Source organism: Pleionea sp. WD8-19, assembly GCF_055326765.1.
Genome location: NZ_JBUZOU010000007.1, coordinates 115,583 through 128,722, shown reverse-complemented (window position 1 = coordinate 128,722; position 13,140 = coordinate 115,583). Strand labels below are relative to the sequence as shown.

Annotated in this window: 8 protein-coding genes; 2 read left to right on the top strand and 6 right to left on the bottom strand. The window is 41.2% G+C overall.

The window, feature by feature from the left end; all coding sequences use genetic code 11:
• Positions 1-18 precede the first annotated feature (18 nt).
• The 4 genes from ACTUJY_RS10545 to metX all read right to left on the bottom strand — a co-directional run bounded on the left by ACTUJY_RS10545 (position 19) and on the right by metX (position 8,676).
• Positions 19-3,939, bottom strand: coding sequence for a PAS domain S-box protein (locus ACTUJY_RS10545; RefSeq protein WP_463616048.1), 3,921 nt, complete (start codon positions 3,937-3,939; stop codon positions 19-21).
• Positions 3,940-4,046: 107 nt separating this feature from the next.
• Positions 4,047-6,455 carry a bifunctional aspartate kinase/homoserine dehydrogenase II gene (gene metL / locus ACTUJY_RS10540; RefSeq protein WP_463616047.1) on the bottom strand — a complete coding sequence of 803 codons (2,409 nt, stop codon included), beginning with the start codon at positions 6,453-6,455 and terminating at the stop codon, positions 4,047-4,049.
• A gap of 1 nt (position 6,456) precedes the next feature.
• Positions 6,457-7,650 (bottom strand): cystathionine gamma-synthase, encoded by a 1,194-nt coding sequence (gene metB, locus ACTUJY_RS10535; RefSeq protein ID WP_463616046.1) that lies wholly within the window; start codon positions 7,648-7,650, stop codon positions 6,457-6,459.
• A gap of 12 nt (positions 7,651-7,662) precedes the next feature.
• Positions 7,663-8,676, bottom strand: coding sequence for a homoserine O-succinyltransferase MetX (gene metX, locus ACTUJY_RS10530; RefSeq protein WP_463616045.1), 1,014 nt, complete (start codon positions 8,674-8,676; stop codon positions 7,663-7,665).
• A gap of 522 nt (positions 8,677-9,198) precedes the next feature.
• Here metX and metJ point away from each other — a divergent pair.
• The gene (metJ, locus tag ACTUJY_RS10525) at positions 9,199-9,477 is read left to right on the top strand and encodes a met regulon transcriptional regulator MetJ (protein ID WP_463616044.1); all 279 of its coding nucleotides are present in this window, start codon (positions 9,199-9,201) and stop codon (positions 9,475-9,477) included.
• 433 nt (positions 9,478-9,910) lie between these two features.
• Positions 9,911-10,138: a DUF6316 family protein gene (locus ACTUJY_RS10520; RefSeq protein ID WP_463616043.1), complete on the top strand. Its 228-nt coding sequence runs from the start codon at positions 9,911-9,913 to the stop codon at positions 10,136-10,138.
• 92 nt (positions 10,139-10,230) lie between these two features.
• On the opposite strand, the gene ACTUJY_RS10515 is transcribed toward ACTUJY_RS10520, so the two are convergent.
• A complete protein-coding gene (locus tag ACTUJY_RS10515) occupies positions 10,231-10,680 on the bottom strand; it encodes a hypothetical protein (protein WP_463616042.1) in 450 nt (149 codons plus the stop codon).
• 2 nt (positions 10,681-10,682) lie between these two features.
• A complete protein-coding gene (locus ACTUJY_RS10510) occupies positions 10,683-13,112 on the bottom strand; it encodes a winged helix-turn-helix domain-containing protein (RefSeq protein ID WP_463616041.1) in 2,430 nt (809 codons plus the stop codon).
• Between the last annotated feature and the right edge of the window lie 28 nt (positions 13,113-13,140).

Genomic DNA, 13,140 nt, shown 5'->3' with positions numbered 1-13,140 from the left:
TTAGTACTCTAAAAATAATTATGAAGCGGATTGAGTTTCTTCATTCTGATGTGGTAAATACTTGACATACTTTCTGACCATTTCTACCAGTGTGTCAATATTAAAGGGTTTTCCAAGGTGTTCATTCATACCCGCAGCAAGTGAGGCTTCTCTATCCGGTGCCATTGCGTTGGCAGTCATTGCGATGATGGGTATTTTAATACGCATTTCGTTGCGGATAATTTCGGTTGCTTGGTAACCATCCATTTCCGGCATTTGTATATCCATTAAAATCACATCGAACTTGGTCGGATCTTTCTTGAGAGTGTTTACCGCTTCTGATCCATTATTTGCAATATGTACTTCAGCTGCTTCGTTTTGCAATAGCTTTTTGGCAACGATTTGATTGGTTAAGTTGTCTTCTACCAGTAAAATTTTGAGATCTTGTAATCGATTTTTTTGTGAAGATGAAAATTTGGGTTGGCTCGGCTGATTGTCGAGTAAGTCAATACATGCGTCGAGTAATGAAGTAGTGGTGACAGGTTTCATTAATAAATGAGTGCATAGTGGGTGATTTTTTGAATGCTCGTGTAATTGATTTTGATCGCTTGCCGCAGCCATCAGAATGCTGGGTAGTTGTTTGTAATGAGGCATTTGGTGAATTGCCTGAATGGTTTCAACCCCGTTGAGTTGCGGCATATTCCAATCGACGAGCATAAGATCGTAGTGGCTTCTCCCTTTATTTGTTGTTAAATGTTCGATCGCTTGTTGTCCTGAAGCAAACTTTTCGGCCTGCCAACCTAACGATTCTGCAACTTTAGATATGGCATTTAAAGTACTACGATTGTCATCAATCACTAATAAACGAATATTTTTCCATTCGATAGGTGTTTGAGAAGTGTGTTGCTTGATTACGGTTACGGGTATTTCAAAATAGAACCGACTGCCTTTACCTGGCTCACTTTCGACATTGAGTTCGCCACCCAGTAGTTCTGTTAATCGTTGACTGATCGTTAAACCTAATCCTGTTCCTCCATAACGACGTGAAGTCGATGTTTCTGCTTGAGTAAAACCTTTAAAAATATCGCTCAATTTCGAGGGTTCAATACCAATACCGGTGTCTTGAATACTAAATTCAAGCATCACTTTATGATTAAAGCGTTTGGTCCATTTGCATGAAAGTACTATTTGGCCTTGTTCAGTAAATTTAATGGCGTTACTCATAAGGTTAATGAGTACTTGTTGCAAACGTAAACCGTCGAGTTCTACAATGTCCGGCAAGTCGGGATCAATTTCAAAAATCACCTCCAGATTCTTATCTATGAGATTATTTGAAGCGATTGTGGCAACGTCATTAAGAATTTGATCGAGATGAACATTTTGAGGATCCAGTTTGAACTGTCCTGCTTCTATTTTTGAGTAATCCAGAATGTCGTTGATCACATTGAGCAAAGCTCGTGAAGCGGATTCCGATTTATTGACATAATCCACTTGAGTGCGATTGAGAGGCGTTTGCTTTAAGAGCTGTAACATTCCGGTAATAGCATTCATGGGTGTGCGAAGTTCATGGCTCATATTGGCAACGAAATTTGATTTTGCTCGATTAGCACGCTCGGCAGCTTGCTTTGCAATTTTTAGCCCTTCTTCATAGTTCTTTTGCTCAGTTAGATCACGGTTAATGCCCAGAAACATGACGGGATCACCGTTCTGGTTGTATTCAACAACGGCAGCGGCAACCAGTGTTCTGATCTGCCCGTCTTTATTTTCAACTCGAAACTCCGACTCAAAACTGGATTCTCCCGCTAAGGCGCGTTGAAGTTTACGGCGAACTTCGCCTTCATCGTCGGGATGTATCAAAGATAGCCAATAATCTATACTTAAGTGTGCTTTATGATTGTTCTCATTCAGTTGGTACAGTTGATACATTTTACTGTTCCAGTCGAGGGTGTTCTGAGAAAAATCCCAACGCCATATCCCAAGCTCGGCGACTTCAGCGGCCTTTAATAAATGATCGTGCATCGACTCGAGATTGCGACGATCTTGTACTTGTTGTGTGATGTCAGTCGCAATTCCGAGATAACCGTTAATTTCATCATTATCGCCTTTTAATGCGGATACTGACAAAAACACCGGTATGCGAGTGCCATCTTTTTTTATGTAGCTCCACTCGTGCGCATTTTTTAAATTCAATTGCGATTTTATGACAAATACTTCGAAACCCGGCTGTACTTCGCGTTGCAGTTCTTTACTGAATTCATTGGCGCGTTCCACAATTTCACTTTGATCATGAAAAAGAGCTGGGGTGTGTTTATCCACTAATTCATCGGAACTATATCCCAACATTTTTTCCGCGGTTGGATTAAACAGTGTAATCAAGCCATCGGTTTGAGTGGCGATAATGGCACTGCCTGCGTGATTTAATATGGCTTGTTGAAGAACATGATAACGACGGATTTCGTCGGTTCGTTGTTGAACTTGGCGTTCTAGCGTTTCATTCATCTCGCGAATTTTATTTTCTGCCGCGATTTGCGTGCTGATGTCCCGGATAGTTTCGGTTATGGCAACCACTTCTTTACGGCTATTCAAAATTGGGGCAGCAGATATAGAAACCTGAAGTTGTTGTTGGTGTTTATTTTTTAACTGGGTATTAAAGCAAGGAATACTCTGTCCACGAACTAAACTTTCCAAGTGTCGTTGAAAACTATCAATCAGTTGAGCCGGTATGATCAATTCCGTTAGATAATGTCCTTTTGCTTCCTCAGCGCTGTATCGAAATAAATTTTCACATGCGGGGTTCCAATCGGTGACCAATCCTCCTGGCGTGATGCCTATGATTGCGTCTTGTGAACTATTTACCATTGATGCAAGTCGTAAATGTTCGTCACTGGCTTTTTGCTTTTGCTTTTGATTTCGCCAGTACATTAAAGTGAATCCAAGAATAATAAACATACCCGCTAATACGGATAGTACAGTACGCGATGTTAGTTGCATTGCGCGTTTCCTGACGGGTGACTCCGGATAAACTAACTGTAGATTTAATCGAATTGCTGAGTTGCTTAGGGAAACCAAACGACTTTGAGACAACAAAATCTCTTTTTCAGAACGTAATAAATTTAAATTAGAAGGAAACTTGAAATCGTGTGGGATAGGCTTAAACTCATCTTGCCACTTAAAAGTACGATTGAACTCAAAACCAAAGGTTTTATCTTGTTGGTGGTGATAAAGAAAGTCATTATGTTCATTTAAAATGTACAGCGTTAATTCTTTAGGAAGTATTTTATTTAATCGTTCAAACAATGAGGTGACATTAATATTTATTACTGTCATACCGAAAATATGGTTGTTTGAATCAAATACAGGAGTAGATAATATAAGCGTAGGAACTAAAGGGTATTGCAACTTTCCGAATTCACGATTGAGATTAATACTGGAAATATAAACGTCGCTTTTTGTCAATTGAAGCGTCGCTCGAAAGTATTCGGTATACGCTTTGTTTTGTAATTGTTTTTCCGGAGTTATCACGACACTCCCATTTTCATTGTTCACTCGAACCAGTTCTTTTCCGTTATTCGCTATGCCGATGTACTTTACTTGTGCCGTAGTTGGGTGTAAGGATAAATATTGTTGATAAATTTCTTGCAGTCGATGAACCCACAATTCTTTTGTACTGTTTTCTTGGTTGTCGAAGCCTTGACTTTGCGTTGCTCGAATAATCCCTTGAATGGGTGGCACAGAGGCAAGAAATTTTAAATCTCGTTCGTGTTGTTGCAGTGTCTCCTCCAGCTCTTTGTTGAGTAAAGCGGAGGTGTTTTCGACACGATCGTAATAATAATTGTAGGCTTTTTGTTTTTCTCTTTGATACAGTAAGCTTGTGAGCGTAACAAATAGGACGATTGCTCCAGACAGAATCAGGAGCATGCGAATCGTTAGCAATTCGGTCAGTTTTTGCAAGCGCTGCACTCGGAGCCACTGCCTTATGGTTGGTGGTTATTTAATAATAGTGACAGCCTTAGATTCCCGCCACTCGATCCTCCATGATCGGCTTACTCTGAGTAAGAAGTGGTTTTTTAATGGGATGTATACTCGAGTACCTGATTAATATCGGATTGAATTGCTGCCGCTGTCACTTCGCGCCCGGCACCCGGACCCCGTATAATCAATGGATTGTTACAGTACCATTGGCTGGATATGACAAATACATTATCGCAAGGTGAAATTTGCGCTAGCGGATCGTTTCTATCAACGGCTTTTAAACCACAATGAGCACCTTTATCAACAGAAAAGCAGGCTTCGTAAACCAGCGATTGATTGTTGTCTTTGGCTGACAGCCATCGTTGATGGAAGATGTCATCAAATTGCTTGGCGCAAGACCAGAAATCGTGTTCGTTGCCAAATAAAAAATCTGTATCGATAAGTGGTTCCCGAGAAATTTCCTGTTTATTTAAATTAAAGTTTGCCAGTCGAGCAGCGATAACCAGCTTTCGAGCCACATCCTCGCCGGACAGGTCGATTCTTGGATCCGGTTCACTATAACCTTCTTGTTGTGCCTGCCGAATTAATTCAGATAGAGGTTGTTGGCCATCATACTGTTGCAATAGCCACGACAGAGTACCGGAAAAAACTCCTCGTATACTTTGAATTTTATCACCACAAGAAACCAGATCGTTTAACGTGAAATTAATGGGTAGTCCGGCACCAATTGTAGCGTTTTGTTTCCACAAAGCTCCTTGCGTCTTCGTTAAATCAATTAGCTGTTGGAACGCATTATGATCAGCCGATGAGCAAATTTTATTCGCGCTGACAATATGGATACCGTTTTTAAGGAAAAAAGCGTAACTCGCAGCAATACTTTCGCTGGCGGTAGCGTCGATGATCAGCTTGTGTTGAAACGGCGCTTGTTGAACGATGTTTTTAATAAGCTCGCATTTATTTTCGTATTGCTCAAAACACTTTGAGTCTGAAAGCAACGAAAGTTGCTTCGAATTTGCGGTAAGCACCACCTCTGTATTCACTTCGTTACGCAGGCCCCATTGATTAAGCCAGGTACTGCCGACATTCCCTGTGCCGAGTAAAAATAATGCTCGTTTATTTTGGAATTGTTGCCATTGGTTAAAGCAGTCGATGGCGATGTCATCAATATTGCTTTTAGTAAATAGACACAGATAGGCGTTATTATGTCTTATTAATTGCGTTAAAGGCTGCGACTTTTCAATAAAGTTTTTGAAAAACTCCTGATGATACGGCAGGGATTCACAATTTTCACTAACCAATGCAAGAAGTGCGCAGCTTTGAGGTTTAGCAATATCGATGATATACGATCGTTGGCTGGCTATTTCATTCAGTTGCGCTTGCCAGTAAGGCAGTCTTGTCTGATCGACTAGAAGTAAAAAGTGATTTGCGCCTATTTTCAGCGTAATACAAAATTCATTGGTGACATCGTTAGCGTGCGTTTGTAGTTTCTTAATCAGTCTTTGGCAAGCGATTTCTGAACTTCCGGTAATTTTTATAGTCGCTAATTGATTTTTGTGCGTAATTATCGATTGAGGATTAAAGCTATTAATGTGACATATACGGGTGCCTTTTAACTCCGGTGTAAAGGTTGAACGTATGCTCAGTTGGCTTTGTGTATTTTGTAATGGGCGCAAAGTTTTTGCATGGACGACTGGCGAACCCAAGTAACTCATTTCTTGTAACAAGTTCTGGTTGAGTTGAAGCAATGGAGACGCGTTATCGGAAAGATTGGGATCGAAGTTGTAAATACCCGCGACATCGGTCCACAAACACACCTGTTTTGAATGTGTCATTTGCGCCAATAATGTAGCGGTGTAATCACTGCCATTACGACCCAGAGTGAGTGTTTGATTATCGCAATTGCTGGCGATAAACCCAGTAACGATTGATATACGACCTTGCCTTGATTTTAACAATTCGTATAAATAGATTTTTGAGACTTCGAAGTCGGGTTGCCATCCTTGATTTTGCCACTGTAATTTTAAAAATTGGCGAGCATCCAGCCAGCTGGCCTCTATATTTTGATTTTCCAACAAAGCGCACAAAATTTGTGCCGACCAAAGTTCACCTAAGGCGATGATTTCATTGATAAACGATTGTTGTTGGTTGAGAAGTAACAGTTGCTGCAACCATTCGCAATTTTTTTCCAGTTGAGCGAGTAAAGGGGGCTGATACTTTTGAGGTAAACACTCATGAATAATGGCTTGATGGTGATAACGAAGTTTTTGTAGAAAAGCATTCGCTTGTGGATGAGCATTGGCAATGGCGCTCAACCAGTCGGTGCTTTGCCCAGATGCAGATACCACGACTAAATCGTTTGCTTGTAAATTTTTAATGATGATACGAGCGACTTTTTTATAACATTTTGCATTGGCTAACGAGCTGCCACCAAACTTGAAAATTTGTTGTGGTAATGCCAGTTGCTTAAAGCCGGTTTCATTTTTCTGAGGCAGTCCAGGAGACATGTCACACCACCTTTCGTTTTAATCGACACTGTGCTGCGTTAAAAAAAGCTTGTTGTAAGTCGGCAATCAAGTCTTTATAGTCTTCAATACCAACCGAAACTCGTAACAAGTTATTTTTTATGCCTGCGGTTTCGCGAGCGACTTCATCCATCGCGGCGTGAGTCATTGTGGCCGGATGGCATATTAAGGATTCAACACCCCCAAGAGATTCCGCTAAAGAAAACTGCTTTAAACTGGATACGAAAGCACGCACTTCTTGTACATCGCCTTTTAGTTCAAAACTGAGCATGATTCCAAAACCTTTTTGCTGTTTTTTGGCGACCAAGTGGCCCGGATGATGTTCCAGTGAAGGATGATAAATCGTTTCGACTTGTTCGTGATTTTGTAAATACGTCAATATGGCCTGAGTATTCAATTCGTGTTGTTTCAGTCGAGCGTTCAACGTTCTAAGCCCACGCAATGTTAGAAAACTATCGAAAGGACTGGCTGTAATGCCAATGCAATTCGCCCACCACTTCAGTTGTTCAGCTAACTCGCTGGTTTTTGCAATGGCAGCACCTCCCACTACATCGGAATGACCATTAATGTATTTGGTGGTTGAGTGCACAACAAGATCGGCACCCAATTCAAAGGGTTTTTGGTAGGCTGGTGTTAAAAAAGTATTATCAACAGCAACCAAACACTGGTGTTGATGCGCTAGGTTGGAGAGTTTTTCAATATCAACGATACGCAGTAAAGGATTGCTTGGCGTTTCGATCCACAAGAGTTTGGGATTGTGAGTAAAAGCGTTATTTAACGCGATGGGATCGTTTTGATCGACAAATAAAATACGAAAATGACCCTTATCTGCGAGACTGCGAAACAGGCGGTAACTTCCGCCGTAACAATCATGCGGTGCGATGACTAAATCGTTGGCGTTGAGTAACTGAGTGATTAATAAAATGGCAGACATGCCGGTTGATGTGATAACGCCTCCAGCACCGCCTTCCAGTTCGGTAATTGCATCGGTCAGTAAATCGCGCGTTGGATTACCCGAGCGAGAATAGTCGTATTGTCTGGGTTCGGCAAAGTTTTTAAATGTGTAATTACTCGACAGGTAAAGAGCAGGCGTTACTGCGCCGTAAGCGCTGTCGGATTCAATACCGGCTTTAACCGCAATCGTTGCAGCGGAAGAGGACTGATTGGTAAAAGTCATGAGTGTTCTCGCTTAATTTTTTAAAAATCGTTGAATAATCCAAGTCACAGTGTGTGCTTCTTTTAGGAACGCATCGTGACCATAAATGGAATTTATTTTGATGAAATGTGCATTGGACGCTTCGGCCAATTGTTGGATTAAAGCCATGGGGATCAGTTGATCTTCTTCAACAGCGACACACGTTAAAGGCGTGTTAATTTTTTGTGGTTGAATGGCATGTAGATCGATGGATTGTGACAAACAACAAAACGCTTCGACGTTAAATGCGTTGGCAAAAGCCTTACCTCTGGCATTTAAATAATGCGTAACCGGTGCTTGAAAACCTTGCTCGGTAATTTGTGGTCGATCTGCGAATCGTTGTTCCAGTTCTTGTGGTGACCGGTAAGTAACCATGGCCAGTGCGCGTGCCAGTGTCAGCGCGTTTTCCGTTTGTTCCGGTGTTTGTGCCAGTGAAACAATCTGACGTTGCAGATTTCGAATTGCGGTGCTTTGTACGCTGCTACGGGCGGCGCAACTAAGAACCAGTGCTTTATCTATTAACTCTGGAAACTCTTCGGCTAACGCCAGAACAACCATGCCACCGTAGGAGCTGCCAATAGCTGCAGCAAATTGCGTTAATTGCAGCTGCTCGGCTAACCAAGCAATAACGCGCGCCTGATCGCGGCTGTCGATGGCGGTAGCCCGTGGATCGGCATGTTGATCCGCAGTCGCGGAACTTCCGTTACCACCTAGGTAATCGATACCGAGTACGCTAAAGCGATTTAAATCGATGGCTTTACTTTCTCCTACCTGACATGACCACCATCCAGCGGCGTATTCCTTGGTGCAGTGCGCAACATCGCGTCCTGCTGAAATACCGCCCAGTACCAAAATGCAGGGCAATCTAGCGTCACCATAAAAAGTGTAACCCAGCTGCCCTTTACTGATTTTGCCTCCATGAAACAGAGGCCAATGCTGAGGCAATGCAGCAACTTCCCGCGTAATGAGAAGCTTGGTGGAATTGGATTGAGCGGTAATCGAAGTCATTTTAAATATACTTCTAGACGTTTGGATGGCTAAATATAGATTTGACTAATTTAGATGTCAAGATGTGTAGAAGTCTATACTTAGAATAAATGAGCATGTTGAATACGTTTATCGCTCATTGATTGTCATTGTTGTGACTAAAAATTCATCAATTAAATGATGCGGCATCTCGATGTGAGGAGTATGGCTTGGTCATTCCAAGACATCGACGAACAAAGCTTCCGCGTTCAGCTCTCGTCCGTAACCTGCATCCGCGCATTTACGCGTGGAGAAATTTTGGCCATAACCTGAAGGGCTAGAGCTACTTTCCCAACTGCGTAGTCGGTTTCGTTAATACGACGGCATGGATGCAGGAGGAAGAGCGGCTCAGGAGGCAAAGCCGAGAATAACTTTTAATTATTCGCTTCGTTGCGCAAAAATAGCTTTCAGCAGTAACGATAAATCAAAGATAAACACGCTCTGATTGACAGATAAGACCAGCCGGGTAAGATCGCAACGTCTTTTTCCGTTTCGAGGTGTCCAATGGCAGAACGCAAAGGCGAGGGGATCTGCCCTTACGCTGAACATGGCAAGAAAAGCCAAGAAGTTAAGAAAATTACGGTTTCCATTCCGTTAAAAGTACTTAAAATATTGACCGATGAGCGGACGCGTCGCCAAGTGAATAACTTGCGACACGCAACCAACAGCGAATTACTCTGTGAAGCGTTTTTACATGCCTACACTGGGCAACCTTTACCATCGGATCATGATCTTTCTAAAGATCATGCAGAAACAGAATATTGGTTACAAGATGAAGAGTGAGGTTTTAAGCGCTAAGTAATGAGTATAAAAAATATGATTGATGTGCCGATATTCTCGAAACACATTTTTTAGAACTTAGAACTTAGAACTTAGAACTTAGAACTTAGAACTTAGAACTTAGAACTTAGAACTTAGAACTTAGAACTTAGAACTTAGAACTTAGAACTTCATCTTTTTATTGCCTCAGGAAATTAAAGACCGTTTTTTCGATTGCTGCAGCACAACCAAACCTTTCTTTTTTTCTCTTATCGGGCCAGTTCTCATTAAAGCTGGCCGGTAAATAAATTGCTTGTCAAAGAGTGGCTTAGTTCACAAATTCGGAGTTCCATCTGAGATAAATCGATTTTTATCGCAATTCTCAAGCAACTGTCACTCGATCTTCACATCTATATCGTCTACTAGGTATTAGTTGGTGGAATTAAAAGGGTTGGTAATGATGAAGCTAGTGGAAACTAGGCCTCAAGAGAGGCAATATAATTTATTTTACCGTTCCTCCCGAGTATTTAAGATGGCCGGGCAATGGTATTTTGAGGATGAGAATGGTGATCCTTTCGGACCTTTCGACAGTAAAGACAAAACCATGAGAGCCGTTCGTATCTATCGCGATGTAAAACAGCGAGGAATACAAATGCCATTTGATCGCATTCAGAAGATTATTTAATGGTCACTTTTTGAATGAAAGCCCCGGGCTAGAATTCCCGGGTATCTTAATGCAAAAATTAAGAGGCGATAGGTTTTAAATCACCCTATAAATCACTTTATTACGATACGCGGATCAATAGGATCCGGACATGCTTTGCCATTTTGCTCCAGAAATATATCGTAAATATAGTCTTTTTTCTCTGCACGCTCCCTTACTTTGCACGAGATCTCATTTTTAAAACGGTCTATTTCACACTCTTTATTAAACGGATTTTCTTTTCGAAAGGTAATTTTAATTTTGCTGTTGGTATCGGTGGATTTCCAGGCAATCTGCTTACCAGAGGTAGAACAAACACACGATCCTTTATCATCACAGTCTTGACGACCGCCATTAGCGGTTTCGCAGTTATCATCTGGATCGGCGATGGGAATGGCTTTACATTCTCCAGTGATTTTGAGGGTGACGGTTTGATCTTTAAAATTTTCTGGATTGATTTCGTTTTTTCCCTTGTTACATGAAAAAATTAATAATGAAATTAGTAGTATCATCAGAGTACGCATATTCAGCTCCTTGTTTGTTCGAGTTGTTGTATGAAGGGTGCGATTTTTTCAAATTGTATATCTCGCTTAAGCAGTTGTAAGGAGTATCCTTTATCCAAAGTTTGTTCTACCATTTTCTGCGCGAGTTCGATGGCACCACAATTTAACGCCGCGATCGCAACATCGTAATAAAGATAAGGATCTTGTATCGCGTTTTCGGTCAGCTCAATGATGGCATCGGTCATCGTATGACACAATCCCATTTCCGATTGATAGCGTAAGTGCATAGACTGTAGGTTACGGTCATTAGGATTAACCGCTAGGTTTTTTTCCGCCAAGTTCATAGCGATATCATAAGCTTGCAAAGCCAGTGCTTGATTACCGGAATACTTTCTTGCGTCACCCAAGTTGCCCCAGAGTACTGGATCTTGTGGCTCTAAATTCACCGCTTGTCGATAGTGAAACACTGCTTTATCAAACTTGTGCGCAAAGAAAAACGCAGTGCCTAGGTTGGAGTGATTACTGGCACTCGGTGATAGTCGTGTGGATTGCTGCCAAGCCTCTGCTGCCAGTTCGAATTGATTATCCAAATAAAATGCTGCACCGAGTCGATTAAAGGCTTCTTCATGATCCTGTTTTAAAAAAATGACACGTTTATAGTGATCTTGCGCTGCACGGTATTGACCGCTATTAAATAAAAAGTCGCCAAACTCCTGATGGTTGCGCCAGTATCCCGGTTCCAATTTGATGGCTTGACTGAGTAAGCTTTCGGCAAGGTTGCTCTGATTCATGCTGATATAGAGTTTTGCTAAGCCTGTAATTGCAGGTAAGTAATCATTTTTTTGTGCTAAGGCTTTTTGATAATAGTTTAAAGATTTATGGTATTCGCCACCAAATCGATACAACGAACCAAGCGTTGTGAATGACTCTGGTGTTAGCGTTTTGTATTGCAATAATAATTGGCAAACACTCGTTGCCATTTGGTACTCGTTAACGGCTTTATTGCGATCGTACTTTTCTAGATAGGTTGTGCACAAAGCGGACGTTGCGGATACAAAGTCAGGATCAAAGGTGAGTGCTTGTAAAAAATATTGCTCTGCTAAGTTCAGCTCTTTATCGTTATTGGCTTGCAGAAGTATATTTTTACCCTGAATGTAGTGTTCATAAGCATCCACACTCTTAGTATCGATTATTTTGCCAGGAATTTCGATTGCATCGGAAGATAACATTCTTAAAGAGCTGATCAATTTATTTTGGAGTTGTGAATGAAGATTGAATAATCCTTCATCGGAGTACTGAAACGACTGATGCCATACATCCGTTTTCGAGCTACTATCAAATAATGCGACAATGATACGTAGCGTGTTTTCACTACCCACGATACGAGTATTCAGTAAATACCGAGCGCCTGTTTTTTGAGTAATGCGATCAAATTGATTGGCGACTGTAAGTTCATCGGGTAATGACAGGACATGAAAACTGGAATGATTGTTGATCAGTGAGCGTAATTCGTTAATTAATGTATTAACAAAGTAACGAGGTACGAAGGAAGGGTTTTCAATTTGTAATGGGAGTAATATTAGTGCTTTATTATCGGTAGTGATCTCTACTTTTTGAGTTAAATTTTCAGGAAGTGTATTGGTTTGTGTAGAAACCTTTGATGGTGTTTGCAGCCACTGGTAAGAAAAAAATCCTAGAGTTGTGGTTAACAATACAATCCAAAGTAAATCGAGTCGAAATTGTCGTTCGAGCTTTCGATTTAGTATTGGGGCTTCAACATCGGCTAACAGTTTTCGTTTAACGCGCCGTTCTTGCAACCCATTTAATAACATAAAAATGGCAAATGATGCGCATAATATCAGTGTGGTTCGCTGTTGGAACTGAGAAGATAAATGAAAAGCTGGAAATAAGAATTGAATAGACACCCAAAGAGAAAGTATAAAAATAATACTGATAATGAATAGACGAGACTTCTTCAATAAAGTTTGAGAAGTCGAAGGTTGTGCGACATTGTTGGTCAGTAATTCACTTTGTTGTGAAACAGATGTAAAGTTCGATGGAATGGAGTCTTCATCACTTTCGATTAACATGGGTTTGGTGATCAGTCGATACCCTTTTTTAGGAAAGGTTTGGATAAATTCAGGACATTCTGTGCGATCATTTAAGGCATGACGAATTTCAGAAATTGTGTGAGTTAATGCCCCACGGCTGGCATTTTCATCACCCCAAGCAAATTCCAGCAATTGTTCACTGGATACAATACGATTGTAGTGTTGTGTTAGAAAGAGAAGCACTTCCATGGCTTTGGGTGCTAGATGAAATGTTTGCTCGTTTCTGAGTACGACGCCTTCTGAGGGAAATACCAGGTGTTGATTGAGCTGAAAACCCCGGTACAGGTTTTGATCGATATGATGGTTGTGAAAACCCTTGTCTTCCTCTTCGTGGTGCTCCATGCGACCCTCGTTTGATCATGTAAGAAGA